Consider the following 26207-nt stretch of genomic DNA (forward strand, 5'->3'; position numbering starts at 1 on the left):
AGCTGGCCTTTGGCCGAATCAGACGTGAGCGATGGCGGAGGCGTTTCCCTTCGAGGCTGAGCCCGACCGGGCCGAGAGCGACCCGCTCCTGGTCGTGGATGTGGGCGGGTTCGAGGGCCCGCTCGACCTCCTGCTCGACCTCGCCCGCCGCCAGAAGGTCGACCTGCACGAGATCTCGGTCCTGGCCCTCGCCGAGCAGTACCTCGCCTTCGTGGAGACGGCGCGCACGATGCGGCTCGAGCTCGCGGCCGATTACCTCGTCATGGCGGCCTGGCTCGCCTATCTGAAGTCCCGCCTGCTCCTGCCCGAGCCGCCCAAGCCCGAGGGGCCGAGCGCGAGCGAGCTCGCCACCGCCCTCGCGAACCGGCTCCGCCGCCTGGAGGCGATCCGCAAGGCGGCCGGGCTGCTGTCCCAGCGCCCGCAGCTCGGCCGCGAGGTTTTCGCGCGAGGCTGGCGCGAGACGCCGGTGCAGGCCGGGCCGCAGAGCTTCACGGCCAATCTCTACGATCTTCTCTCGGCCTATGCCCGGCAGCGCCAGCGGCATGTCTCCAACCACGTCACCGTCGCCAAGCGGCCGTTCTGGTCCCTCGTCGATGCGCGGGCTGCGCTCGAGCGGCTGGTCGGCCAGGCGGGAGACTGGATGGTCCTCGACAGCTACCTGCTGCGCTACGTGGTCGAGCCCGCCATGCGGCCGACGGTGCTCGCATCCGCGCTCTCGGCCGCGCTCGAATTCGTGCGCGAGGGGAGGGCGGTCCTCCGCCAGGACGCACCCTTCGGCCCCCTGATGGTGCGCCGCTGCGAGGCCCCGGCATGACCGCGCGCCGCGCCCTGACGCTCGCCGTCGACAACCTGGCGGAACGGGGTCCCGTCCAGGCCGAAGCCATGAGGATCGCCGAGGCGGTGCTCTTCGCCGCGCCGGAGCCGGTCGGCGAGCAGGAGCTCGCGGCGCGGCTGCCGGCCGGCGCGGATGCGGGCCGGGTGCTCGCCGATCTCGAGCGCGCCTATGCCGGCCGCGGCGTCAACCTCGTCCGGGTCGAGGGCAAATGGGCCTTCCGGACGGCGGCGGACCTCGCCTTCGCGCTCGCACGCGAGGCGCCCGAGCCGCAGAAGCTCTCCCGCGCCGCCATGGAGGTCCTGGCGATCATCGCCTACCACCAGCCGACGACCCGGGCCGAGATCGAGGAGATCCGCGGGGTCACGACCTCCAAGGGGACGCTCGACGTCCTGCTGGAGACCGGCTGGATCCGCATGCGCGGCCGCCGGAAATCGCCCGGCCGGCCGGTCACCTTCGGCACCACGGCGGAGTTTCTCCGCCATTTCGGCCTGAACGCGATCACCGACCTGCCGGGCCTGGAGGAGCTCCAGGGCCTCGGGCTTCTCGAAGGCAAGCTGCCGGGGGACCTCGTTCCCGTCCCGTCCGACGACACGGCGCTTGACGAGGACGAGGAGCCGCTCGATCTCGCCGCCATGGCGCTCGGCCCGGTGGCGGACGAGACGGAGTGACGGTTCCGCTCACATCCTGATCCAGGCGGCGAGCGACAGATAGGGCGCACCCGGACGACCGTCGTCGGTGAACATCCAGCCGCCGGAGAGCCGCCCCTGCACGAGGCCCAGGCGGAAGCCGGTCAGGTGGGCGCCGAGCTTGGTCTCCTGATAGGTCTGCGTCGCATAGGCCGTGACCTCCGGTCCGGCGAAGAGGTCGGCCCAGACCCGCACGCCCGCCGAGCCGCGGGTCCACAGGCTGCGGTTGGATGTCGAGCCGACGATTGTCGCCGTGAGGAGCGTGTCGCGCGTCGGATGGGCCCAGAGTTCGAGCTGGGCCTTGGCCCCGTAACGCGGCTCCGAGAAGCGGTAGACCTGCCCGGCGACCGTGAGCTGCTCATGGAGGATCTCCGGCCCGAGAAAGCCGGCGAGGAAGAGCTTGTCAAAACTCCATTGGTGGCCGACCACCACGCTCGTCTGGGTGACGAACCGCGTGGCGGGCAGCTCGCCCTGCGGGCCCGAGACGCGCTCCCGGGTAATGCCGAACCCGCTCGCCTCCATCGTCACGAAGCCGGTTCGGTCGAGCGGACCGGTCAGGGTCTGCTTGGACCCGGCGCTCAGGAACACCGACCGCCCCGCGTCGATTTGCCCGAAGAGCACCGTCCGCTGGTCTTCCGCACGGATGAAGAGGAGGCGATCGGGATCGGCGGCCTCCGCCGCAGGCCAGGGGCAGGCGGCCAAGTGGAGCGCCAGACAAGCGAAGCCGAGACGGCGCAAGCGCCAGGTACGCAACAAAGCGATGCTCGCCTGAACGAAGCTCGGCTTCCCGGTTACTTCGGATGATCAAAGCTCAGCTGGGGCAAGCTGTCGAGTCACTGCGGGAGAAATGCATCCGGCCGCGGGCATCGGCGGCGCGGGGGCGCCCGCTGCGGAACCCTTGTTGATCCTGCCGCGTTCAAGCGGTCCACTCAGGGGAAGCACTCGCATGGTATAGCCGGCCAGTCCTCTTAGCACTTGCGGGTCTTGAGTGCTAAGAATGCTGCGGCATTAGACTAACTTCTTAATCTTTGCGCTTGAAGATAACGTTCTACCGTCGAGGATAAGCGGGAGCTCCGCGCGAAAGGTGCTGATTCAGAAGGAGGTTGCATGGTCTCCAAGGATTTCATCCGCCAGCTTCAGGGCTATGGGCTGACGACGGCCCAGATCCTGTACGGCATGCCGGACCATCCGAACGTCCTCCAGACCTTCATCTGGCAGCAATACGATCTTGCGCCGAATTTCCCGGTCCTGACCAGGTTCCTGGCCTTCTGGCAGCGGGAGATCGAGGGTCCCCTCCATTCCGTGCAGGTGGCCCATGCGGGCCTGATCCGCCCTGCTGAATTCCGGGCGGTCAACGGCGAGCTGATGCTGCACTGAGATCAGCTCCGTCACGGCCCGATCTGCGAGTCCCCGGCCCACGGCTTGGCCCGTGGGCGCCGCTGGTCTAGAGAGGCGCTCTCCCTCCCAGCGGCGATCCCCGGTTGTTTCCTGAAGCGCGCATCTCTGCGGTCCTCTCCTCGCTGGCGCGGAACGCGGGCGAGCGGCTGACCGTCGCCGACATCGTCTCCGTCCTGCGCGATCGGGCCTTCGCCCTGCTCGTCGTGCTGCTCGGGCTGCCCAACTGCCTGCCGATGCCGCCGCCGATCCCCTTCGTGTGCGGCCTCCTCCTGGCGCTCGTCGCGGCTCAGCTCGCGGCCGGGCGGCCCACCCCCTGGCTGCCGCGTACGCTCCTGCGCCGTTCCGTGCCGCAGGATGCGGTCGAGCGCGCCGTCGGGCGCGCGCTTCCCATCCTCCAGAAGCTCGAGCGCTGGTCCAGGCCGCGGATCGAGTTCTTCGAGACGCCGATCGCCGTGCGCATCCTCGGGCTCGTTCTCATCGTGCTTGCGCTCGGACTGCTCGTCGCCGCGCCCATCATCGGCCAGATCCCGCTCGGCATCGCGGTGTGCCTCGTCGGGCTCGGCCTCGTCGAGCGGGACGGCGTCCTGGTCGTGGTAGGCTTGATTGCCGGTCTGGGCGGCCTCGCGCTGAGCTTCGGCTTCATCTGGGCGGTGGTCAGCGGCCTTGCGGCCATCTTCTGACGCGGGTCCGTACCTTACGAAGAGTTCATCCGAGCGAGAGAGCACCGTAAGGCGGCGGCTCCTATACCCATCCTCATCCCCAAGGGCGGAAGCCGGACCCCCCAGTCCGGACCGCCGCTCTCAGAAGGGAACGGGACGCGGGGCTGCCATGTCGCCCCCCGCCAGCTCTGCGGCTCGTGGCGGCAGGCCGGATCACCCCGATCCGGCCTGCCGTTCCGTTCAAGGGCGCGCTACCATGGCCGACATGCGCATCCTCATCATCGAAGACGACCGGGAAGCCCGCGAGTACCTGGCCAAGGCCTTCCGCGAGTCCGGTCATGTCGCCGATGCCGCACCGGACGGTCTCGACGGCTATGCGCTTGCCCGGGAAGGGGCCTACGACGTCCTCGTCGTCGACCGCATGCTGCCCAAGCTCGACGGCCTGTCGCTGATCCGCTCCCTGCGCGAGCAGAAGGTCGACACGCCCGCCATCATCCTGTCGGCCCTCGGCCAGGTGGACGACCGCGTGAAGGGGCTGCGTGCGGGCGGCGACGACTACCTGCCGAAGCCCTATTCCTTCTCCGAGCTGCTCGCGCGCGTGGAGGTGCTGGCGCGCCGCGGCACGGGCGCGGCCCGTGGGGAGCCGACGAGCTACACGGTCGGCGACCTCGTGCTCGACCGCCTCTCGCACCGCGTCACGCGCGGCGGGCAGGAGATCCCGCTCCAGCCGCGGGAGTTCCGGCTCCTCGAATACCTCGTGCGCCATGCCGGCCAGGTCGTGACCCGCACGATGCTGCTGGAGCATGTCTGGGACTACCATTTCGATCCTCAGACCAACGTGATCGACGTTCACGTCTCCCGCCTCAGGTCCAAGATCGACAAGGGGTTCGATCGGCCGCTCATCCACACGATCCGCGGCGCCGGGTACATGGTCCGTGACACCGCAAAGTAGCTTCCTTCCCAAGCTTTTCCGGACGACGGCCTTCAAGCTGTCATTCGCCTACCTGGTCACCTTCGCGGTCTTCGCCTTCGTCATCCTGGGCTACGTCGCCTGGAACGCCACGAAGGTGCTCGACAGCCAGATCATCGACACGATCGAGGCCGAGATCACGGGCCTTGCCGAGCAGTACCGGCTCGCCGGCATCCGGCGTCTCGTCGCGATCGTGGATCGCCGCTCGCGCCAGCCCGGCGCCTCCCTGTACCTGGTGACGAATTTCCAGGGCGAGCGCATCGCCGGCAATGTCGGCTCGCTTCCGCCCGGGACGCTGAACGAGGCGGGCCAGAAGGAGGTCACCTATGCCCGGCTGGACGAGGATGCGCGGGAGCACAGCGCCATCGTGCGGGTCTATATCCTGCCCGGCGGCTTCCGCCTCCTGGTCGGACGCGACGTCGACGAGCGCGTCCGCATTCGCGAGATCATCGGCCGCGCGTTCGGGCTGTCGCTTCTGCTGATCTGCGTCCTCGGCTGCCTGGGCGGCTGGTTCGTCGCCCGGCGCGTGCTGAAACGGGTGGACGACATGACGGCCATGACCGAGACGATCATGGCCGGCAATCTCGACGGCCGGCTTCAGATCGCCGGCACGGGCGACGAGCTCGACCGGCTCGCACAGCATCTCAACGCCATGCTGGACCGCATCGGCGAGCTGATGGCGGGCCTGACGGAGGTCTCCAACAACATCGCGCACGATCTGAAGACGCCGCTGACGCGCCTGAGGAACCGCGCCGACGAAGCGTTGCGCGGAGCGCGCAGCGCCGAGGAGCTGCGGGCCTCGCTCGAGGCCGTGATCGAGGAGAGCGACAACCTCATCCGGGTCTTCAACGCGCTCCTCATGATCGCCCGCCTCGAAGCCGGGCATCAGAGCGAGGGCATGGCGGATTTCGACGCGGCCGAGGTGGCGCGCGGCGTCGCCGATATGTACGAACCGGTCGCCGAGGAGGCCGGGACCGAGCTCAAGGTGGAGGTCGAGCCGGGCCTGCCTGTCCATGGCAGCCGCGAGCTTCTCGGCCAGGCGGTGGCGAATCTCGTCGACAACGCCATCAAGTACGGGACCGAGGGGGGCCGCCCGGCGGCTGCGCCCGTGACGGTGAGGGCGCGCAAGGACGATGACACCGTGATCATCACCGTCGGGGACCGCGGGCCGGGCATCCCGGTGGACGAGCGCGACCGGGTGCTCGGGCGCTTCGTGCGGCTGGAGGAGGCGCGCTCCCGCCCCGGCTTCGGGCTCGGCCTCAGCATCGCGGCGGCGGTCGCCCGTCTCCACGGCGGCACGCTGAAGCTGAACGACAACCAGCCGGGACTCGAGGTCCAGCTCTGCATCCCGGCGCGCGCGGCCGGCTCGGCATGAGCGCCGGTTCGCGGCCTCTGGCGGAGCTGGTCCAGGCGCCGGACCATCATCCGCTCTCGGCCGGGGAGCCTCCCTTCGCCGGCCTCGTCCGCTTCGCGGGGCTCTACTCGCCCTATCTCCGGCAGCTGGCCGGCTCCGATCCGGCACGCCTCGACCGCCTGGCAGCAGGCGAGCCGCAGGCGGCGAACGCGGCGATCGTCGCCGCACAGCGCGCCGTCGGCTGCCGCTTTGCCGCGGGCGAGCTCTCGCGCGACGAAGCGATGCGCGAGCTGCGCCGGAACAAGAGCGCGCATGCGCTCCTCGTCTCCCTCGCCGATCTCGGCCGCGTGTGGAACGTCGAGGAGGTGACGCTCGCCCTGTCCGACTTCGCCGACGCCTCCGTCCGGAGCGCGGTCGAGATCGCGCTGGCCGAGCTCGCCATGGCTGGGAAGCTGCCCGCCTTTGCGCCCGGGGCCGATCTCGCCGGCTCCGGCCTCGTCGTCCTGGCGCTCGGCAAGCATGGCGCCGGGGAGCTGAACTTCTCCAGCGACGTCGACCTCGTGGTCTTCTACGACCCGAAATCGGAGGCGGCCTCCGGCTCCCCGGAGGCTCCGGCCAAGCTCTATACCCGCCTCGCCCAGAGCGTCGCCAGGCTTCTCCAGGAGCGCACGGTGGACGGCTACGTGCACCGGGTGGATTACCGCCTGCGGCCCGATCCGGCCTCGACCCCGCCCGCGGTCTCGCTGCCGGGAGCCTTCGTGTACTACGAGAGCGTGGGCCAGAACTGGGAGCGCGCCGCGATGATCAAGGCGCGCCCGATCGCGGGCGACGTCGCGCTCGGCGAGCGCTTCCTCGCCGATCTCGCGCCCTTCATCTGGCGCAAGTATTTCGACTTCGCCTCCATCGCCGATATCCACGCGATGAAGCGTCAGATCCATGCGGTGCGCGGGCATGGCGAGATCGCGGTGGCGAGCCACGACATCAAGCTCGGGCGGGGCGGGATCCGCGAGATCGAGTTCTTCGTGCAGACGCAGCAGCTCGTCTTCGGCGGCAGGAGGCCGAAGCTGCGCGGCCGCCGCACGCTGGACATGCTGGGCGCGCTGCACGACGAGGGCTGGATCACGGCGGAAGCGCGCGACGAGATGGCGGAAGCCTACCGCTTCCTGCGCACCGTCGAGCATCGGCTGCAGATGGTGGCGGACGAGCAGACGCAGCGGCTGCCGTCGCGCGACGACGAGCTCGCCGCTTTCGCCCGCTTCTGCGGCTACGAGGACCTGCCGGCCTTCGCGTCCGCCCTGACGCGGCGGGCGCAGCGCGTGCAGCACCATTACGGGCTCCTCTTCGAGGAGGGGCCCGAACTCGCCTCCGATCTCGGCGACCTCGTCTTCACCGGCGCCAGCGTCGATCCGGGCACGGTCGAAACGCTCCGGCGGCTCGGCTTTCGCGACCCGGAACTCGCCGCCGAGACCGTCCGCGGCTGGCATTTCGGCCGCCGCGCCGCGGTGACGAGCGCACGGGCGCGCGAGGTGTTGACCGAGCTCACGCCCGCCCTCCTCGCAGCGCTCGGCGGATCCGCCGATCCCGACGGCGCGCTCGCTCGGCTCGACCGCGCCTTCGCCCGGATGCCGGCCGCGGTCGAGCTCCTCACCATCCTGCGCTCGCACGAGAGGCTGCGGCTTCTCTTCGCCGACCTCCTCGGCAGCGCGCCGCGGCTGGCGGAGACGGTCGCAGTCAGCCCGCATGTCCTCGACGCCATCCTCGATCCGAGCTTCGCCGCGCCGGCGCGCGACGAGGCCGCCGCGGAGGCCGAGATCCGCGGCCTCGTCGGCACGCCCGGCAGCACGGAGGAGTTCCTGGACCGGGTGCGCGATGCCTTCCGCCAGGTGCATTTCGCGACCGGATCGCGCCTCCTCTCCGGCGTGATCTCGCCAGCCGAGGCCGGGATGTCCTTCGCGGCGATCGCGCAGGGAGTGGTCAGGCTCTGCCTCGAATGGGCCGCACGCGCCTTCGCAGAGGAGCACGGCACGGTGCCGGGCGCCCGCATGGCCGTGCTCGGGCTCGGCCGGCTCGGCGTGCGCGACCTCACGGCGGGCTCCGATCTCGACCTCGTGGTCCTGTACGATTTCGACGAGGCGCGCCGGACCAGCGACGGGAGGCGCCCGCTCGACGCGGTCGTCTACCACACGCGCCTCACGCAGCGTCTGATCGCGGCGCTCACGGCGCCGACCCGGCGCGGGCGGCTGTACGAGGTCGACATGCGGCTGCGGCCCTCCGGCACGAAGGGCCCCGTCGCGTCGCAGTACCGCGGCTTCATCGCCTATCATCGGGCCGAGGCCGAGCTCTGGGAGCACATGGCGCTGACCCGCGCCCGCGTCCTCGCCGGGGACGCGGCTTTCGCAGAGGAGGCGGCGGCGGCGATCCATTCGATCCTCGCGCAGCCGCGGTCGAGCGCCGACGTCTTCCGCCGCGTTGGCGAGATGCGCGAGCTCGTCGCCCGGGAAAAGGGCGAGCAGGATTTCTGGGATCTCAAGCTCGCGGCCGGCGGCATCATGGATCTCGACTTCCTCGCGCAGGCTCTCGTCCTGACGCATGCTTCGGAGCATCCCTCGCTCCTGGGGCAGGGCACGCCCGGCGTCATCGCGGAGGCGGGGCGGGCCGGCATCCTCGCTCCGGACGCGGCGGCGCGCCTCGCCGAGGCCCATCGCGTGCTCGACGACGTCGCGCATTGGCAGCGGCTCACGGTCGGCGAGACGCAGGGCGAGGCGGCGCCCCCGGCCATGCTGCGTCGGCTCGCGGCGCTCGTCGGTGCGCCCGGCCCGGATGAGCTCGTGGCCCGGCTGGGCGAGATCAGGACGGAGGTCCGGACGATCTTCCGCGCCGTGCTCGGCGAGCCAAGCCAGCGTTAGGCAGGCCTATTCCGCCGCCTGCAGGAAGGGGAGGGCGGCCGGGCGAAAGGGCCGGTCGGCCGCCTCCGCCTCGCTCAACGGAATGCTGACCAGGACGATCGTCCCGACGCCGACCTGAGAGCGGATGCGCAGCCCGCCGCGATGCATGCGGGTCAGGGCCTTGGCGATGGCGAGGCCCAATCCCGTCCCCCTCTGCGCGCGGTTGAACTCCGGCTCGACCTGCTCGAAGGGGCGGCCGAGACGCGGCATGAACTCGCGCGGGATTCCGGGCCCGTCATCCTCGATGAAGAAGTTCATCACGCGCCCGGCCCGCGCCACGCGGACGCGGATGGTGCCTGCCCCCTCGGGGGCGAACTTCACCGAGTTCTGCAGGATCTGGGTGAGGACGTCGTGCAGCGCGCGCTCGTCCGCCTGCACGAAGCCCTGCCCCCGGACCGCACAATCGATGGTCACGCCCTTCTGCCTGGCCGGCTCCTCGACCGCGGCGATCGCGTCGCGCACCGCCTCGCCCACGTCGAGCGGCCCGGTGGCGAGCGTCACGTGCCCCGCCTCGATCCGCGAGATATGCAGGATGTCGTTGATCACGGCGAGGAGATCGAGCCCGCTGCCGCGGATATGGCCGGCGTAATCGCGGTAGCGCTCGTCGCCGAGGGGCCCGAACATCTCCCGCTGCATCACCTCTGCAAAGCCGATCACGGCGTTGAGCGGCGTGCGCAGCTCGTGGCTCACCTTGGCCAGGAAGTCGGTCTTGGCCCGGTTCGCGGTCTCGGCCTGCGCCTTCTGCTCGTGGTAGCGCTCGGCAAGGTCGGCGAGCTGTTGCGCCTGGAGCTGCAGCGTCTCGCGCGAGCGCTTGAGGTCGCTCACCGTCCCCAGGAGGCGGCGCTCGGATTCGCGCAGCTTCTCCTCGTGCCGCTTGAGCGCCGTGATGTCCGTTCCGACCGAGACGTAGCCGCCGTCCTTGGTCCGACGCTCGTTGATCTGCAGCCAGCGGCCGTCGGAGAGCTGCACCTCGAGCGTCCGGGCGCCGGCGCCGTCCGTGCATTCGTGAGTCACATGCGAGGTGATCCGCGGCGGGCGACCGGCCGCGATGATCTCGGCATAGGTCGCCCCCGGCACCACCGCTTCGGGCGAGAGATCGTGGAACTTCCTGAACTTCGAATTGCACAGGACGAGGCGGTTCTCGGAATCCCAGAGGACGAATGCCTCCGAGATGGCTTCGATCGCGTCGCGCAGGCGCATGTCGGCCTTGGCGCTCCGCTCGACGAAGCCGCGCTCGTCCGAGATGTCGACCGCGATCCCGACGAGATGGCGCCCGCCATCCTCCGGATCGGTCACCACCTCGGCCCGGGCCCGGAGCCAGAGCCAGCCGCCCTCGGCGGTGCGCATGCGGAAATCGTGGTCGAGATGGCGGACGCCCGCCGAGGCGATGCGCTTGGCTAGCTCGAAGAGGTTGCCGTCGTCGGGATGGATCATCCCGTTGACCTCGCCGAAGGAGAGGTACTCGTCCCGGCGCTGGTAGCCGAGGAGGCCGTAAAGGGAGCTCGACCAGTAGATGCGCCCGCGCGAGATGTCCCAGTCCCATAGGCCGCAGCGGCCCCGCGCCAGGGACGTGTCGACGCGCCGCTGCATCCGCGAGCAGGCGGCGCGCGCGACCCGGGCCCCTCGCGCATGCGCGAGACACGCGCCGCCCAGCGCCGCAAAGGCCAGGATGAAGGCCGCGGCCGCTGCCGAAGGGGGGAGGCCGGGCTCGCGGGCGGCCGCGAGCTCGGCAACTGGCTTCACGATCGCGACCTGGCCGCCCCGGACGTTCCGGAGCGCCGCGAGCGCATCCGTTCCGTCCTGGAGCCTGATCCGCATGGCGCCGGCCTGATCGGCCAGGATGGCGAGCGGCTGCTCCTCGTCCAGGAGATCGCCGATGTGAGCGGGCATCGCCGCGCCGCTCGGGACGGCCGCGACGACCCGGCCCGCATCGTCCGTCAGAAAGAGCCGTCCCGCGGAAAGCGCACCCGCAGGCAGACGGCGCGCGGCGGCCTGGAAATGGGCGGTCTCGGCCGGACCGGAACCGGCAGCCCGCGCGATCTCCTGGGCCAGCAGAGCCAGCGTGAGCTCGGATTGCACGAGCCCATCCTCGATCGCCGCGTCCCGGTCCGCGCGCAGGGCCGAGAGGGCTGCGGGCACGAGCGCCAGAAGGATTCCCGCAACGAGGGCGGGGGTGACGTATTCCAGCTTGAGGGTGGAGGGAGCGATCCTGCGGAGAAGGGGGGCGATCGCGAGCCCCGAACGGCTCGCGATTTCGTGCAAACGTGTGGCAACGCCTAAGGCGTTCGCACCCATGCGAGCTCCCCTGCTCATCTTGCCCCGTTCGGGAAGACGTGCCGCATCTCCTCGAATCGGGAACAATAGAATCGAGGACAGCCGATTTGTCCAGGGATCCGGTAAAGACTCGTTAAGTTTTCGGAGTCCGTTGCACGTGCGACTCACTCGACGAAATCATGAGTCGCGTCAGAAGCTTAGGTCGGTGCGAGCGAGCGCTGGACGATGTCCAGCACGTCCGGCGAAAGGTTCGGGGCGCCGGCGATCCGCTCGAGCGCCGCCTGAGCTTGGGCGCGGCGGGGAGCGTTCATCGAGCGCCACGTTCCGAACCCGGTGAGCAGGCGCGCCGCGATCTGCGGATTCGTGCCGTTCAGGGCCAGGACCGCCTCCGCGAGCAGGGCATATCCGGCTCCGTCCTCCCGGTGGAACTGCGTCGGGTTCGCCATGGCGAAGCTGCCGATGAGGGAGCGTACCCGATTGGGGTTCGAGAACGCGAAGGCCGGATGGTTCATCAGCTCGCGCACGCGCGCGAGCGTTCCCTCCTCGGGGATCGCCGCCTGGAGCGCGAACCACTTGTCGAGGACGAGCGGCTCGGCCGCGTAGAGCTCGCCGAAGCGGGCGAGCGTGGTCTCACGGACCTCGCCGGGAATGAGGGACAGGGTAACGAGCGCCGCCAGCCTGTCCGTCATGTTCGTCGCCCGCTCGAACTGCTCCGCCGCGAGGCGCTCGCCGCCTGCCGGGTCCCCCGCCGCGATCAGGTCGAGCGCGGCGTTGCGCAGCGCCCGGCGCCCGGCGCTCGCAGCGTCCGGCGAGTAGCGGTCCTCCGGCGGGAAGGCATCGCGCAGGCTGCGCAGCCGCTCTCCGAGCCTGTGCCCGAGCGCAGCCTTCATCCGGTCCCGCGCCGCGTGGACCGCGTCGGGGTCGACGTCGCGGCCGATCTCCTGTGCAATCTCGGTCTCGCCCGGCAGGGCGAGCACCATGGCGGTGAAGGCGGGATCGTGGCGTCCAGAGCGGTCGAGAAAGGCCCCAATCGCGTCCGGGAACTCGTCGCGCGGCGCCTGCGACGGATCGCGGGCCAGCGCCGTCAGCAGGCGAAGCGCGACCGTCTGGGCCGATTGCCAGCGGTTGAACGGGTCCGTGTCGTGGCGGAGCAGCGTCAGGAGATCGCTGTCGGGAAGATCGAGTTCCACCCGGACGGGAGCCGAGAAGCCCCGGAACAGGGACGGCACGGGGCGCGACCGCACGCCCTCGAAGCTCAGGCTGTCCGTCGCGCTCTCGAGCACGAAGAGGCCGTCCTCGCGCAGGTTGTTGCTGACGCAATCGAGGCGGCCGCCATCCTCGGCGACGAGGCCGAGAAGCACGGGGATGACCAGCGGCGCCTTGTCCGGCTGCCCCGGCGTCGGCGCCGTCTCCTGCCGGAAGTCGAGCCGGTAGGTGCCCGCCTGCGGATCATAGGCCGTGCCGACCGTGACGGTCGGGGTGCCGGCCTGCTCGTACCAGCGCTTGAAATGGCCGAGGTCGCGGCCGGAGACCTCGGCGAAGCAATCCAGGAAATCCTCGACCGTGGCGGCGGTGCCGTCGCAGCGCTCGAAATAGCGCTCCATGCCGCGCGCGAAGGTAGCGTCGCCGAGCAGCGTCTTCAGCATGCGGACGATCTCGGCGCCCTTCTCGTAGACGGTCGCCGTGTAGAAGTTGTTGATCTCGCGGTAGCGCGTCGGGCGCACGGGGTGAGCGAGCGGGCCGGCATCCTCCGCGAACTGGCGGGCCCGCAGCGTGCGCACCTCGGCGATGCGGTGGACGGCGCGCGAGCGCTCGTCGGACGAGAATTCCTGGTCGCGGAAGACGGTCAGCCCCTCCTTCAGGCAGAGCTGGAACCAGTCGCGGCAGGTGATGCGGTTGCCCGTCCAGTTGTGGAAGTATTCGTGCGCGATGACCGCCTCGATATTCGCGTAATCGGCGTCGGTCGCCGTATCCGGGCTCGCCAGGACGTATTTGTCGTTGAAGATGTTGAGGCCCTTGTTCTCCATCGCGCCCATGTTGAAGTCGGACACGGCGACCACGTTGAACACGTCCAGGTCGTATTCCCGGCCGAAGACGCGCTCGTCCCAGCGCATGGAGCGCTCCAGCGCGTCGAGCGCGTAGTGCGAGCGGTCCTCCTTGCCGGGCTCCACATAGACCGCGATCTCCACCTCGCGGCCGCTCATGGTGCGGAAGGTCTTGGCCGTGCGTGCGAGATCGCCGCCGACCACCGCGAAGAGATAGGCCGGCTTGGGATGGGGGTCGTGCCAGACGGCGAAGTGGCGCGTCGTGCCCTCGACCTCGCCCGTCTCGCGCAGGTTGCCGTTCCCCAGGAGGACCGGCGCCTCCTCCCGCTCGGCCTCGATGCGTGTGGTATAGACCGAGAGCACGTCCGGGCGGTCGAGCAGGTAGGAGATGCGGCGGAAGCCGTCCGCCTCGCATTGGGTGCAGTACACGCCGTTCGAGCGGTAGAGGCCCATGAGCTTGGTGTTGGCGCTCGGATTGACCTCCGTGTCGACCGTCAGCGCGAAGGGCCCGGCGGGGGGCTCGCGCAGGGTGAGCGCCTCGGGCGTAGCCTCGTAGGAATCGGGCGGGGCGGGCTCGCCGTCGACCGCGAGGCCGTGGAACAGCAATTCGTCCCCGTCCAGCACGAGCGGCGCGCCGGAGCGTCCCGCCGGATTGGGGCGGATCTTCAGGACGGACCTGATCCGGGTCGCGGCCGGATCCAGCCTGATGTCGAGTTCGACCGTGTCGATGAGGTAGTCCGGCGGCCGGTAATCCTCGAGACGGGTGATGGTCTGCGTGTCCGTGCGCACGTCGGGGCCTGGGCTCTTGCGGGTGGTTGCGTTATCGCCGAGTGCGGATGGCGCCGCAACGCGGGCCGGAGGCGGCGAGGAGAGCACCGGGACTTGCCGAGCATCTACGATTTCGAGGTGACGGGCGCGCGGGGGGAGGTCGTGCCGCTCGACCGCTACCGCGACCGCGTGCTCCTCGTCGTGAACACGGCGAGCTTCTGCGCCTACACGCCGCAATATGCGGAGCTCGTCGAGCTTCACAAGGCGCTCGGGCCGCTGGGGCTCTCGGTCCTGGCCTTCCCCTGCAACCAGTTCGGGGCGCAGGAGCCCGGGAGCGCGGAGGAGATCTCCACCTTCTGCCGCGTCGCCTACGACGTGACTTTCCCGGTCTTCGCCAGAGTTGACGTCAATGGGCCGAACGCGCACCCGCTCTACGCGTTTCTGACATCGGCCAGGCGCGGGATCTTCGGCACCAGGAGCATCAAGTGGAACTTCACGAAGTTCCTGGCCGACCGGGACGGGCAGGTGGTGGCGCGTTTCGCGCCCCGCATCCGGCCCCGCGCGCTTGAGCCCGCCATCCGCAAGCTTCTCGGCCCCGAGGCCGCTCTCTGAAAGGACACGACATGGAATACCTGCACACGATGGTGCGCGTGAGGGACCTGGAGCAGTCGCTCGACTGGTACTGCAACAAGCTGGGCCTGGTCGAAGTCCGCCGCACGGAGAACGAGGCGGGGCGCTACACGCTCGTCTTCCTGGCCGCCCCCGGCGATCTGGAGCGCGCCCGGCGGGATCAGGCCCCGCTCGTCGAGCTGACCTACAACTGGGACCCGGAGGAGTACACGGGGGGCCGCAACTTTGGGCACCTCGCCTACAATGTCGACGACATCTACGAGACCTGCCAGCGACTGATGGATGCCGGGGTGACCATCAACCGCCCACCGCGGGATGGCCGGATGGCGTTCGTCAAGTCGCCGGACGGCATCTCGATCGAGCTCCTGCACAAGGGCGGGTCGAAGGAGCCGGCCGAGCCCTGGAAGTCGATGCCGAATACCGGCACCTGGTAGCCGGCGCGCTACCCTCCGGCTCGGCGAGCCGCGACGGCCAGGGCAAGTCTCACGCCGCGGCGCGCAAGCGCCTCGGCCGCGACGCCGATCGCGGCTCCCGCGACGACATCGCTCGCGAAGTGCCGGGCGGTCGGCAGCTGCGCCGCCGCGACCACGGCCGCCGCCGCATAGGCCGGGAGGGCGGCCTCCGGCACCACCCGGGCGAGCGCGCGGGCGGCCGCGACGCTCCCGGCCGTGTGACCGGACGGGAAGGAGTGCCAGGGACCGGCATCGGGCCCGAGCGGACGCACCTCGTAGCGGCCCTCGTCCAGCAGGACATGCGGGCGCGTTCGCGAGACGCTCCGCTTCAGGACGGCCTTGATCGCGGTTGCCGCTCCGAAGGAGAGGAGCATCATCGCGCCGGCGGCCGCGATGCGGGAATCCCGGCGCAACGCGCCGGCTGCGACGATCCCGGCGCACAGGCCGAAGAGCGGCGGCTGGTCCCCAAGCTCCCCGAACGTGCCGAGCGCTCTCACGGCCGGATGGTGCCGCGCGGCCGTGATCTCGGCCGACAGCGCGATGTCGGCTTCCTCGACCGCGGTCGCGTCCGCCGCGCCGCCCACCACCTTCGAACCCCCGCCGTCGCGGCCGCGACGGCGGCCTGGCGAGCTGGCCGCCTCTCCCTGCATGCTGTTCTCCCATCCTCTGCCTCGCTTTGGGGGAAAGGCGCAGCCGGCTGCGGGTTCCGGGCGAGCAGGGCATTGCGGTTTCGGTGCAGCGATTGGTGATTTGCTGACCTTGAGTTGTGCGCGTGGTTGGAACCTGTTCCCATCGGGGGGCAGTTCTGAGAGGCTTCGGCGGGGCTATGCTATGTGGGCGGACCTTGCTGCTGCAGGATGAGCCGATAGAAGAAGGATCGGAGCGGTCCGTCTCGGCCGGCCTGCGCAGATTGCTCGCCGGGCGGGACTGGTCGGCGTGCCGCCTCGGCCCGCCGGAGGACTGGCCGGCCTCGCTGCGGACCGTCGCGGACCTGATGGCGAGCTCCCGCTTCCCCATGTTTGTGGCCTGGGGGCCCGATCTCGCCTTCCTCTACAACGAGGCCTACGCGCCGATCCTCGGCGCCAAGCACCCGGGCGCGATGGGGCGCCCCTTCCGGGAGGTCTGGCCCGAGATCTGGGACGATCTCTGGCCCCTCATCGATACGGCGCTGCAGGGCAGGGCGACCTGGTCCGAGGACCTGCCCCTGGTCATGCACCGGAACGGCTATCCGGAGCAGACCTTCTACACCTTCTCCTATTCGCCGGTCCGGGACGATTCGGGCCGCGTCGCGGGCATGTTCTGCGCCTGCACCGAGACGACGAACGAGGTTCTGGCCGAGAGGCGGGCCACCTTCCGCCTAGCGCTCGACGATGCCCTGCGGGTGATCACCGATCCGGTCGCGATCACGGAGGCCGCGGCCGAAGCGCTCGGCCGCGAGCTTCGGGCCGCGCGGGTCGGCTACGCGGAGATCGTGGCCGGAGGCGAGATCGTTTCCGTCGCGCGGGACTGGGTCGGCTCTCCCGAGGTTCCCAGCCTGGCGGGAGAAGCCCGCCTCCGCGAGGCGTTCGGTCCCACGCTGACCGGCGAGCTGCGCGCGGGACGCACGGTCGTCGTCGAGGACTGCACCAGCGATCCGCGATGTGCGGGTGAGATCTCCGCGCAGAGCTGGGCGGGCACCGGATGCCGCTCGCTCTTAGTTGTCCCGCTGCTTCGGGACGGGGAACTTGCCGCGCTGCTCTATCTACACGAGCCTGCCCCGCGCCGGTGGGCGCAGTTCGACGTGCAGGTGGCGGAGGACGTCGCCCACCGGACCTGGGACGCCGTCGTGCGGGCGCGGGCCGAGACGGCCTTGCGCGAGAGCGAGGCGCGGTTCCGCCACATGGCCGACAGCGCGCCGGCCCTGATCTGGATGACGGACGAGCGCGGCAGGGTCATCTTCGCCAATCTCCATTTCGACCATGTCTTCGGCCGGCCCAACAGCGACATGCACGGCCAGGGCTGGATGGATGTCGTCGAACCCTCGCGCCTGGAGAGCTTCCGGGCGGTGATGCGCGAAGCCTTCGCCAGCCGCGGGCCGTTTAGGGCGGAGGTCCGCGTTTTCGACCGCGACGGAAAGGTCCGGTGGCTGCGCTGCGAGGGCGTGCCGCGGCGCTCGGACAGCCAGGCCTTCCTGGGCTATACGGGCTGCGCGGTCGACATCACGGACGTCAAGCGTGCCGAGGAGCACCAGACGCTCCTCATCCACGAGCTGAATCACCGCGTGAAGAACACGCTCGCGACCGTGCAGTCCGTCGCGACCCAGACGCTGCGGAACGCCGCGACGGCGGAGGCCGCCCGCGAGGCCCTCGAGAGCCGGCTCATCGCGCTGTCGAAGGCGCATGACGTGCTGACCCGCGAGAACTGGGACGGCGCCAACCTGCAGGAGATCGTCGCGCAGGCGCTCGAGCCCTATGGCGAGCACGGGGCGGGACGGCTGCGCTACCGCGGCCCGGAAGTCCGGCTCCAGCCCCGGACCGCCCTCGCGGTCGCCATGGCGCTCCAGGAACTGGCGACGAATGCCGTGAAATACGGCGCGCTGAGCGGTCCGGAAGGCGAGATCGGCGTGGAATGGAGCGTCAGCAACGCCCAACCCGCGCGGCTTCGCCTGAGCTGGGTCGAGCGGGGCGGCCCCGAGGTCAGGCCGCCCGCCCGGCGCGGCTTCGGATCCCGCCTCATCGAGCGCAGCCTCGCCCAGGAGCTCGAGGGGGAGGTGTCGATGGAGTTCCGGCCGAGCGGTCTGGTCTGCACGATCGACGCGCCGCTGCCTGCCTGAGCGGCTATTTCTCCAGGATGTCCGCGATCTGCTTCAGCTTGCGGCTCGCATCCTCCAGCTCGTAGAGCGCGATCGAGCGCGTGCCGGCCTTGATGGCGCGGTGGCAATCGTCGAGCTGCGCCTTGACGATCTTCCTGATCTCGGCCGCTGCGAGTTGGGCCTTCTTCTGCAAGGAGCGCTCTCCGGCGAACGGGCTTCCAAGGAGGGCCGTGATTGCCGAAACGTCCCTACCGCCCGGTTAACCGAGCGGGCATCGGCGCGGTCGAGGCTTCGCGTCCGGCGTCCTACGCGGAATGCAAGCCGACAAGGCGGGTAGCTTCGCGTCCGGCACGGCTTCTGCTTAGAGTGAGGCAGGGCCGCAACGGGCCCGAGGGGACCGGCTTCGCCGGCCGGACAGGGCGCCCGATGTCAACCGACCGCTTCTTCGCGCCGCTTCATCGTACCGCAACTCCTCTTGTCCGGCGCGCCGTCCGGGCCGGCCGCTGGATCGGGTCTTCGCGATCTTTCACGTGACATCCTCGATGGCATCGACCACTGTTCCCGTACCCGGCCGGCTCCGCCGCGCCCTGGACGGCCTCTACCTCCTCGCCGGCTGGCTGGCGGGGCTCTTCCTCATCGCCATTCTCCTCCTGATGATGGGCCTCTCGCTCGGCCGGGAGATCGGCGTGAACATCCCGGCCGGCGACGATTTCGCGTCCTGGTGCATGGCCGCGACGGCCTTCCTCGGCCTCGCGCACACCTTCAAGCATGGCGACATGATCCGCGTAGGGCTCCTGGTCGACCGGCTGTCCGGGCGGGCGCGCTGGCTCGTCGAGATGTTCGCGCTTCTCACCGGCACGGGGTTCGTCGGCTACTTCGCCTGGTACGCGGCCGTGATGACCTGGCAGTCCTGGCAGTTCGCCGACACCTCGACGGGCGTGGTCGCGGTGCCGCTCTGGATCCCGCAGCTCGGCTATGCGGGCGGCCTCGCCATCCTGCTCGTCGCCTTCGTCGACGAGCTCGTCCACGTCGCGGCGGGCGGCACGCCGCGATACGAGAAGCCGCCCCCGAAGACGGCCGACGAGGTCATCGAGCGCGCTATGGAGAGCGCCGTCTAGCCATGGCCATGATCGAGATCGCGGGGCTCCTGCTCCTTCTCCTTCTCGGCCTCCTGGCCGGCGGCGTCTGGATCGCCATCGCGCTGCTCGCCTGCGGCTGGGTCGGCATGCAGTTCGTGGGCGGGGGCATTCCGGCAGGCGCCGTGCTGGCGACCACGATTTGGGGCAACTCGGCGTCCTGGACGCTCGCCGCGCTCCCGCTCTTCATCTGGATGGGCGAGATCCTGTTCCGGACGAAGCTCTCGGAGGAGATGTTCCGCGGGCTCGCACCCTGGCTGAACCGGATCCCCGGGCGGCTGATGCACGTGAACGTGCTGGCCTGCGGAATCTTCGGATCGGTCTCCGGCTCCTCGGCCGCGACCTGCGCGACCGTCGCCAAGATCGCGCTGCCCGAGCTGAAGCGGCGCGGCTACGACGAGAAGCTCTCGCTCGGCTCGCTCGCCGGGGCAGGGACGCTCGGCATCCTCATTCCGCCCTCGATCACGATGGTCGTCTATGCGGTCGCCGCGAACGTCTCGATCATCCAGGTCTTCCTGGCCGGCTTTCTGCCCGGCCTCCTCGTGATGGCGCTCTATTCCGGCTACATCGCGGTGTGGTCTCTCGCGAACCCCGCGAAAGCGCCGCCCCCCGAGCCGCCCTCGACCTTCCGCCACAAGCTTCGCGAATCCGCCAATCTCATCCCGGTTTCGCTGCTGATCCTCCTCATCTTCGCGGCGCTCCTTCTCGGCTGGGCGACCGCAACGGAATGCGCCGCCTGGGGCGTCGTCGCCTCCTTCGTGATAGCCTGGTGGTCGGGAAGCCTGTCCTGGGAGGCGTTCTGGCTCTCGGTCATGGGCACGGTCCGGGTGACCTGCATGATCATGCTGATCCTGGCCGGCGCCTCCTTCATGTCGACCTCGATGGCCTATACGGGCATCCCGCAGGCGCTCGCGACCTGGGTCGACAGCCTCCAGCTCTCGCCCTACGCGCTCGTCGCGGCGCTCACGGTCATGTACATCCTTCTCGGGACCGCGCTCGACGGGCTGTCGATGATCGTTCTGACCACGACCGTCGTCATCCCGATGATCAAGACGGCCGGTTTCGATCCCGTGTGGTTCGGGATCTTCCTCGTGCTCGTGGTCGAGATGGCCGAAGTCTCGCCGCCTGTGGGCTTCAACCTCTTCGTGCTGCAGACGATGTCGGGCAAGGACTCGAACTTCGTCGCGCTCGCCGCGCTGCCCTTCTTCTTCCTGCTCGTCGTCGCGGTGGCGATCATCACGGTCTTTCCGGACATCGTGATGATTCTGCCGCGGCTTGCCTTTCCGACCTGAGCGCCCGAACCTGCCGCTCTGGGCCAAACAAGGGGGACGTAGATGAGATTGAGTGCTCTGGCCTTCGGCCTGTCAGTGGGACTGCTGGCGGCTCTGCCCGCTTCGGCCCAGACGAAGTGGAACCTTCCCGCCGCCTATCCGGCCGACAACCCCCATACGGAGAACCTGACCGCCTTCGCGAAGGACGTGGCGGACGCGACCGGGGGCAAGCTCCAGATCACCGTCCACGCCAATGCCTCGCTGTTCAAGGCCCCGGAGATCAAGCGGGCGGTCCAGACGGGGCAGGCTCAGATGGGCGAGGTGCTGATCTCGATCCATGAGAACGAGGACCCGATCTTCGGTCTGGACGTCGTTCCTTTCCTGGCGACCTCCTATCCGCAGGCGAAGAAGCTCTGGGAGGCCCAGAAGCCGGCCGTCGAAGCGAAGCTCGCCAGCCAAGGGATCAAGCTGCTCTTCGCCGTGCCGTGGGCGCCGCAGGGCCTCTACGCGAAGAAGGACATCAACTCGGTCGAGGACATGAAGGGGCTGAAGTGGCGCTCCTACAATGTCGGGACGGCGAAGATCGGCGAGCTCATCGGCGCTCAGTCGGTCACCGTCCAGGCGGCCGAGCTGCCCCAGGCGCTCGCGACGGGCGTCATCAATGCATTCATAACCTCTGGCGGCACCGGCTACGATTCGAAAGTGTGGGAGTCGCTGACCCACTTCTACGATCTGCAGGCCTGGATTCCGAAGAACCTCACCTTCGTGAACCAAGCGGCCTTCGACGGGCTGGACAAGCCGACCCAGGAGGCGATTCTCAAGGCGGCCGCCATCGCCGAGCAGCGGGGCTGGAAGGCCTGGGAGGAGAAGTCGGGCTGGTATCTCGACCAGCTCAAGGCGCGCGGCATGAAGGTGCAGCCCCCGTCCGAGAGGCTCGCCAGCGACATGCGGAAGATCGGCGAGCAGCTCACGGCCGACTGGATCAAGAAGGCGGGAGCCTCCGGGCAGGCGGTTATCGACGCCTACAGGAAGATGTGAGCTCCTGCCCTTTCCGGGGTTTCGGCTGCGTGAGCCGAGGCCCGAGCTGAGGTTCATCGGATCCTCGCGGCAGGCGGCTCCGCGCCGCCCCATGTCGTTGGTGGCCACACGTCGTTGCAATCCGGCTGGGATTGTCGGAATCCCGTCCGCGATGGCTCTCGCGTCACGGTCGCGGCCACGGAAGGCCGGCGGGCGGCCTCTGCCAGCTACGGCAACGGCGCCTGGATCGGTCCGGGCCTTCGCCATCCGGCCTCGACGCTGCTGCCGCTAGCGTCCTGGATCAGCGGGTGCTCCGCCGCTGGTCCAGGACGCGCCGGATCGCCATGCCGCCCTTGGGGCCCGGAGCAGGGTGCCCCGGCTGATCTGCCGGAGAGGCCTCCGCTCTGTCTATTCGAGCCGGGCGGAGACCGAAGCGTTCCCCTGGTGGCTCTGGCGCCCGGGCGGGCATCGGCGGCGCAGATCTTTGTTCAGTCTCGTTCCGTACAGGGCAAATCGATCCGGCCTGGGCGGGCGGCTCTTCCGGAAATCCGCAGCAGCTGCGGGGCGCGAAAGCGTGCCCTTTATTGCCGAGAATCAGGCGTTCCACTTATTCCATCGAGCCGTATCGACAATGGTCTAGGTCGGCAGCAGAGCTTCCGAGGGGACGAAAGTGCGCCCCGGGCGTTAATCTGCCGATGCGCCGTTCCACCCCGGGGCTCGCCAATGATCTGGGCATCCGACAGCCAGGGCAGAACGACCTATGTCAGCCCGGAATGGCTCGTCCTCACGGGGCAAAGCCGGGCCGAGGCGGAGGGCCTCGGCTGGCTGGAGGTCACCCATCCGGCGGACCGCGAGATCGTTCTGGCCGTCGTGGAGGAGGCGAACAGGGCGGCGGCCGATTTCACCATCACGTTCCGGCTCCGCCGCAGGAACGGCGACTTCGTCTGGATGGTCGGCGGAGCGATGCCGTCCTTCTCGCCGCAGGACGGCCGGTTTCTGGGGTTCCTCGGCTCGATCTCCGAGGCCCCGAAGCTCGCGGCGTCGAAAGCCCATGGCCGGGTCGGCCATTACCGCCCGCTGCCGCCAAGCCCGCTGACGCAGCCCCATTCGGTGCTGGACCTGATTGCCGACCATCTCCTGATGGCGCGCGCCCTGGCGGCGGAAGCCGGCGAGGAGATGTTGCGCAGCATCATCGACATGAGCCTGCTCGAAGCGGGGCAGAGGCTGGCTCGCTGCCACCGCGAGCGGAACAGCTCCGCGCTGAATTAGCCTTTCGTCGGTCAGGCGGGCATCCGGGCCGTGACGACGAGCCCGCCGACCGGCAGGCCGCGCTCCTTCCGGAGGATGTCGCGTGCGATCGTGATCCCGGCGAGGCCGGCCCCGGCCAGCACGCGCTCGACGTAGCCGGCACGGTGGCTGTAGCGGCCATGCGGGTTGAGCCGAACCTCCTCCGGCCCTTCCTCCTCCTCCACCGTGAAGGCGATGAGCCCGCCCGGTCGCAGCGCGGCCGCGGCGGCGGCGAGCACCGCCTCGAGCGGGCCGAAATAGCAGAGCGTGTCGGCCGACACGATCACGTCGAAACAGGCGGGGCGGCTCTGGAGGAAGCCCGTGAGCTCGCCGTGGACCAGCTCGTCGTAGCCGCCCCTCGAGGCGGCGCCCTGCAGCATCTTGGAGGAGAGGTCGACACCGACGAGGCGTGACGCGTATGGGCGAAGGAGGGGGCCGCAGAGGCCCGTGCCGCAGCCTGCATCCAGCACCGCGAGATCGCCCCCCGGCTTGCCGGCCGCCCCGGCCACGGCGGCACCGACGAGTTCCGGCGCGCGATAGTCCAGCTTGGCGAGCTTCGCATCGAAGGTCGCCGCGAAGCGGTCGAATGTCGTCTCGACGAAGGCGTCGCCGGCCCGCTCGGGGACGTCCCGTCCAGAGATCGCGGCGTAGAGATGGCGGGCGGTCGGGCTGTTCGGCTCCTGGTCGAGCCAGGCCCGCAGGATCTCGAGCGCCTTGTCGTACTCGCCCGTGGCCGTATAGGCGGAGGCGAGGAGGCGGCGCGTATCGGCGTTGCGCGGCTGCAGCTCCATGGCGTGCGCATGGCAGGCGATCGCCTCCTGGACGCGGCCGAGCCCGGAGAGGAGCCCGCCGAGATTGTCGTAGGCCTCGCGATGCCGGGGATCGACCTCGATCGCGCGCCGGTAGGACGCCTCCGCCTCCTCCAGACGGCCCAGCGCCCGCAGCGCGACGCCGCGATTGCTGAGCGCGTCGCTATGCTCGGGATAGAGGCGGATCGCCGCCTCGTAGGCCTCCGCCGCCTCCGCCGGGCGGCCGAGCTCGGAGAAGATGTTGCCGAGATTGTTGTGCATGCCGGGATCGCCTCCGAGCGAGATCGCACGGCGTATCATCCGAACCGCTTCCTCGGACTTGCCCCGATGGTGGTGGAGCAGGCCGTAGAAGTGCAGCGCCGGCGCCCAGTCCGGCGCCGCTGCGACGATGCGCCCGTAGACCTCCTCAGCGGCCTGGAGGTCGCCCGACCTGTGCGCGGAGACCGCGATCTCCAGCGCCTCCTGCAGCGTGACCACCTGGTCGCCGGATCCGGGCTCCGCTGGGGTGACGGTGTGCGGCATGGCGGCCTCCCGGGGCTGCCCAGGCCCGGACGGCCCGATGATAGACATAATCGTGGGCAGCACGCCACGAACCTTGTAGCGCCCCCGCTCGGCCTCTAAGTCCCTGATTGGTTTCGGAGAGGGACGGATGACGGGTGCATTCTGGGCCGGCGCGTTTTGCCTTGCCGCGACGGTCGTGAACCTCGTCAGCCTGGCGGTGGCCGCGATCCGCATCCGCGGCCCGCGTGCGCCGCTGCCGGTCGGGGCGGATCCCCCGCCCGTCTCCATCGTCCGGCCCGTCTGCGGGATCGAAACGTTCAGCGAGAAGACGCTACGCTCCGGTTTCGAGCTCGACTATCCGGATTACGAGCTGATCTTCTGCGTCGCCCGGGCCTCCGATCCGATCGTGCCGCTCGTCCAGAAGCTGATGGCGGCCTATCCGGCCATTCCGTCGCAGCTCATCATCGGCGACGAGCGCATCAGCGAGAACCCGAAGCTGAACAACTGCGTGCGCGGCTGGGAGGCAGCCCGTCACGACTGGGTGATCCTGGCCGATTCGAACGTTCTCATGCCGCGCGATTACGTCCAGCGGCTCCGGGCCTCCTGGCGCCCCGATACCGGTCTCGTCTGCTCCACGCCGGCCGGCTCCCATCCGGACGGGTTCTGGGCCGAGGTCGAGTGCGCCTTCCTCAACACCCTCCAGGCGCGCTGGCAATATGCCGGCGAGGCGCTCGGCTTCGGCTTCGCGCAGGGCAAGAGCATGCTCTGGCGCAAGGACATCCTGGAGGCGCGGGGCGGGATCCGGGCGCTCGCGGCCGAGATCGCGGAGGATGCGGCGGCGACGAAGCTCGTGCGCAAGGCCGGGCTGCACGTGCACCTCGTGGACGCTCCCTTCCAGCAGCCGCTGGGGCCGCGCACCGCTGCCGAGGTATGGTATCGCCAGCTCCGCTGGGCCCGGCTGCGCCGGGTCACGTTTCCGCTCTTCTTCGCGCCGGAGATCTCGTCCGGCGCCGTGCTGCCGATGGCGGCGGGCGCGCTCTGGGCCGCGAGCGCGGGCTGGAGCGTGATCGGGACGGTGCTGGCCGTCGCGCTGTTCTGGTACGGGCCGGAATTCGTGCTCGCCCGCCTCAAGGGCTGGCCGCTCTCGCGCCGCTCGCTTGTGACCTTCGTGGTCCGCGACCTGATGATCCTGCCGATGTGGGCCTATGCCTGGGTGGCCGTGCGGATCGAGTGGCGCGGCAATGCCATGTCCGTCCGGACCAAGGCGGCCGAGGCGCTCCGCGCGACGGGCACGGCCGTGTGAGCGCGGCGGCGGGCGGAGACCTCGACCGAGCGCACCGTCGTCCCGGACGAACGTGCCGGCCGGGCCTGAGGCCAGGTCACGCCTCCACGAAGGCGAGGAGATCGGCGTTGAGGAGGTCGGCGTTCACGGTCAGCATGCCATGGCCGTACTCGGGATAGGTCTTGAGCGTGCCGTTCCTCAGCAGCTTGATCGAGAGCTTGGCGCTGGCGCCGATCGGAACGATCTGATCGTCCTCGCCGTGCAGGACGAGGGTCGGGACGCCGATCGCCTTCAGGTCCTCGGTCTGGTCCGTTTCGGAGAAGGCCTTGATGCCGTCGTAATGGGCTTTCGTGCTGCCCATCATGCCCTGGCGCCACCAGTTCCAGATCACACCCTGGTCGATCTTGGCGCCCGGCCGGTTGAAGCCGTAAAAGGGCCCGCTCGCCACATCCAGGAAGAACTGCGCCCGGTTCTCCGCGAGTGCCTTGCGGAAGCCGTCGAAGACCTCGACCGGCAGGCCGCCTGGATTGGCCTCTGTCTTGACCATGAGCGGCGGCACGGCGCTGACGAGGATGGCCTTGGCGACCCGCCCCTGAGGTTCTCCGTGCCTGGCAACGTAGCGGGCGACCTCGCCGCCGCCGGTGGAATGGCCGATATGGATCGCCCCTCTTAGATCGAGATGCTGCGCGACCGCGGCGGCGTCGGCCGCGTAGCCGTCCATCGTATGACCGTCCCAGACCTGGGCGGAGCGGCCGTGGCCGCGCCTGTCGTGGGCGACGACCCGATAGCCTTTCGCGAGAAAGAAGAGCATCTGCCCGTCCCAATCGTCCGACGAGAGCGGCCATCCGTGATGGAAGACGATGGGCTGGGAGTCCTTCGGACCCCAGTCCTTGTAGAAGATCTCCGTCCCGTCCCGTGTCGTCACCGTGCCCATGCCCTGCTCCTCTCGCTGCTGACGTCTGGGGGCTGGCGCCGACGACATGGACCAGTCGCGACGGCCCTGTTTGCTCGATGAAGCGATTTCGCCCGATCGCTTCGCAGGGGATTTCGCACGATGCTTCGTCGTGGCGTGGTCCGTTCCTCATCCGGCAGGAGCG

General features: G+C 69.7%; 22 protein-coding genes. 15 read left to right on the forward strand and 7 right to left on the reverse strand.

What is annotated here, in order from left to right; all coding sequences use genetic code 11:
* Positions 1 to 31 precede the first annotated feature (31 nt).
* Positions 32 to 814: a segregation and condensation protein A gene (locus HJG44_RS13380; RefSeq protein ID WP_171218834.1), complete on the forward strand. Its 783-nt coding sequence runs from the start codon at positions 32 to 34 to the stop codon at positions 812 to 814.
* Positions 811 to 1503 (forward strand): SMC-Scp complex subunit ScpB, encoded by a 693-nt coding sequence (gene scpB / locus HJG44_RS13385; RefSeq protein WP_171218835.1) that lies wholly within the window; start codon positions 811 to 813, stop codon positions 1501 to 1503. The genes HJG44_RS13380 and scpB overlap by 4 nt, the downstream gene beginning before the upstream one ends.
* 9 nt (positions 1504 to 1512) lie before the next feature.
* Here the strand turns inward: scpB and bcsS are convergent, their stop codons facing one another.
* Positions 1513 to 2274 carry a cellulose biosynthesis protein BcsS gene (gene bcsS / locus HJG44_RS13390; RefSeq protein WP_171218836.1) on the reverse strand — a complete coding sequence of 254 codons (762 nt, stop codon included), beginning with the start codon at positions 2272 to 2274 and terminating at the stop codon, positions 1513 to 1515.
* 354 nt (positions 2275 to 2628) lie between these two features.
* On the opposite strand from bcsS, the gene HJG44_RS13395 reads away from it, so the two are divergent.
* The 5 genes from HJG44_RS13395 to HJG44_RS13415 all read left to right on the forward strand — a co-directional run bounded on the left by HJG44_RS13395 (position 2629) and on the right by HJG44_RS13415 (position 8808).
* The gene (locus HJG44_RS13395; RefSeq protein WP_171218837.1) at positions 2629 to 2898 is read left to right on the forward strand and encodes an usg protein; all 270 of its coding nucleotides are present in this window, start codon (positions 2629 to 2631) and stop codon (positions 2896 to 2898) included.
* A gap of 104 nt (positions 2899 to 3002) precedes the next feature.
* The gene (locus tag HJG44_RS13400; RefSeq protein ID WP_171218838.1) at positions 3003 to 3599 is read left to right on the forward strand and encodes an exopolysaccharide biosynthesis protein; all 597 of its coding nucleotides are present in this window, start codon (positions 3003 to 3005) and stop codon (positions 3597 to 3599) included.
* A gap of 244 nt (positions 3600 to 3843) precedes the next feature.
* On the forward strand, positions 3844 to 4530 hold the full coding sequence (locus HJG44_RS13405) for a response regulator transcription factor (protein WP_171218996.1): 687 nt from the start codon (positions 3844 to 3846) through the stop codon (positions 4528 to 4530).
* Positions 4514 to 5923 (forward strand): ATP-binding protein, encoded by a 1410-nt coding sequence (locus tag HJG44_RS13410; RefSeq protein ID WP_171218839.1) that lies wholly within the window; start codon positions 4514 to 4516, stop codon positions 5921 to 5923. The genes HJG44_RS13405 and HJG44_RS13410 overlap by 17 nt, the downstream gene beginning before the upstream one ends.
* Positions 5920 to 8808, forward strand: a complete 2889-nt coding sequence (locus tag HJG44_RS13415) for a bifunctional [glutamine synthetase] adenylyltransferase/[glutamine synthetase]-adenylyl-L-tyrosine phosphorylase (RefSeq protein ID WP_171218840.1) — start codon at positions 5920 to 5922, stop codon at positions 8806 to 8808. Before HJG44_RS13410 ends, HJG44_RS13415 begins: the two co-directional genes overlap by 4 nt.
* 6 nt (positions 8809 to 8814) lie before the next feature.
* Here the strand turns inward: HJG44_RS13415 and HJG44_RS13420 are convergent, their stop codons facing one another.
* Both HJG44_RS13420 and pepN read right to left on the reverse strand, forming a co-directional pair.
* Complete coding sequence (locus HJG44_RS13420; RefSeq protein WP_210261080.1) at positions 8815 to 11109, reverse strand: PAS domain-containing sensor histidine kinase; 2295 nt, start codon at positions 11107 to 11109, stop codon at positions 8815 to 8817.
* Positions 11110 to 11318: 209 nt separating this feature from the next.
* Complete coding sequence (pepN, locus tag HJG44_RS13425; RefSeq protein WP_171218842.1) at positions 11319 to 13955, reverse strand: aminopeptidase N; 2637 nt, start codon at positions 13953 to 13955, stop codon at positions 11319 to 11321.
* A gap of 93 nt (positions 13956 to 14048) precedes the next feature.
* Here pepN and HJG44_RS13430 point away from each other — a divergent pair, with 93 nt between their 5' ends.
* Both HJG44_RS13430 and HJG44_RS13435 read left to right on the forward strand, forming a co-directional pair.
* Positions 14049 to 14546, forward strand: coding sequence for a glutathione peroxidase (locus HJG44_RS13430; RefSeq protein ID WP_171218843.1), 498 nt, complete (start codon positions 14049 to 14051; stop codon positions 14544 to 14546).
* Positions 14547 to 14557: 11 nt separating this feature from the next.
* Positions 14558 to 14998, forward strand: coding sequence for a VOC family protein (locus HJG44_RS13435; protein WP_171218844.1), 441 nt, complete (start codon positions 14558 to 14560; stop codon positions 14996 to 14998).
* An 8-nt stretch (positions 14999 to 15006) separates the two neighbouring features.
* Here the strand turns inward: HJG44_RS13435 and HJG44_RS13440 are convergent, their stop codons facing one another.
* A complete protein-coding gene (locus HJG44_RS13440; protein ID WP_171218845.1) occupies positions 15007 to 15666 on the reverse strand; it encodes a phosphatase PAP2 family protein in 660 nt (219 codons plus the stop codon).
* Positions 15667 to 16010: 344 nt separating this feature from the next.
* Between HJG44_RS13440 and HJG44_RS13445 the strand changes: the two genes are divergently transcribed.
* Positions 16011 to 17828, forward strand: a complete 1818-nt coding sequence (locus tag HJG44_RS13445) for a PAS domain-containing sensor histidine kinase (RefSeq protein ID WP_171218846.1) — start codon at positions 16011 to 16013, stop codon at positions 17826 to 17828.
* A gap of 4 nt (positions 17829 to 17832) precedes the next feature.
* On the opposite strand, the gene HJG44_RS13450 is transcribed toward HJG44_RS13445, so the two are convergent.
* Positions 17833 to 18000, reverse strand: a complete 168-nt coding sequence (locus HJG44_RS13450) for a hypothetical protein (RefSeq protein ID WP_171218847.1) — start codon at positions 17998 to 18000, stop codon at positions 17833 to 17835.
* Between the two features lie 349 nt (positions 18001 to 18349).
* Between HJG44_RS13450 and HJG44_RS13455 the strand changes: the two genes are divergently transcribed.
* The 4 genes from HJG44_RS13455 (at position 18350) to HJG44_RS13470 (ending at position 22500) form a co-directional block, all read left to right on the forward strand.
* Complete coding sequence (locus tag HJG44_RS13455) at positions 18350 to 18925, forward strand: TRAP transporter small permease (protein WP_171218848.1); 576 nt, start codon at positions 18350 to 18352, stop codon at positions 18923 to 18925.
* Between the two features lie 2 nt (positions 18926 to 18927).
* Positions 18928 to 20235 carry a TRAP transporter large permease gene (locus tag HJG44_RS13460; RefSeq protein ID WP_171218849.1) on the forward strand — a complete coding sequence of 436 codons (1308 nt, stop codon included), beginning with the start codon at positions 18928 to 18930 and terminating at the stop codon, positions 20233 to 20235.
* Positions 20236 to 20277: 42 nt separating this feature from the next.
* The gene (locus tag HJG44_RS13465) at positions 20278 to 21252 is read left to right on the forward strand and encodes a TRAP transporter substrate-binding protein (protein WP_171218850.1); all 975 of its coding nucleotides are present in this window, start codon (positions 20278 to 20280) and stop codon (positions 21250 to 21252) included.
* 702 nt (positions 21253 to 21954) lie between these two features.
* Positions 21955 to 22500: a PAS domain-containing protein gene (locus HJG44_RS13470; RefSeq protein WP_171218851.1), complete on the forward strand. Its 546-nt coding sequence runs from the start codon at positions 21955 to 21957 to the stop codon at positions 22498 to 22500.
* Positions 22501 to 22511: 11 nt separating this feature from the next.
* Here the strand turns inward: HJG44_RS13470 and HJG44_RS13475 are convergent, their stop codons facing one another.
* On the reverse strand, positions 22512 to 23849 hold the full coding sequence (locus HJG44_RS13475) for a tetratricopeptide repeat protein (protein WP_171218852.1): 1338 nt from the start codon (positions 23847 to 23849) through the stop codon (positions 22512 to 22514).
* Positions 23850 to 23976: 127 nt separating this feature from the next.
* On the opposite strand from HJG44_RS13475, the gene HJG44_RS13480 reads away from it, so the two are divergent.
* The gene (locus tag HJG44_RS13480) at positions 23977 to 25131 is read left to right on the forward strand and encodes a ceramide glucosyltransferase (RefSeq protein ID WP_171218853.1); all 1155 of its coding nucleotides are present in this window, start codon (positions 23977 to 23979) and stop codon (positions 25129 to 25131) included.
* Between the two features lie 76 nt (positions 25132 to 25207).
* Here the strand turns inward: HJG44_RS13480 and HJG44_RS13485 are convergent, their stop codons facing one another.
* Positions 25208 to 26044 (reverse strand): alpha/beta fold hydrolase, encoded by an 837-nt coding sequence (locus HJG44_RS13485; protein WP_171218854.1) that lies wholly within the window; start codon positions 26042 to 26044, stop codon positions 25208 to 25210.
* Positions 26045 to 26207 lie beyond the last annotated feature (163 nt).

It is taken from the genome of Enterovirga aerilata (genome assembly GCF_013044135.1).
In the GTDB taxonomy this organism is placed as follows: domain Bacteria; phylum Pseudomonadota; class Alphaproteobacteria; order Rhizobiales; family Beijerinckiaceae; genus Enterovirga; species Enterovirga aerilata.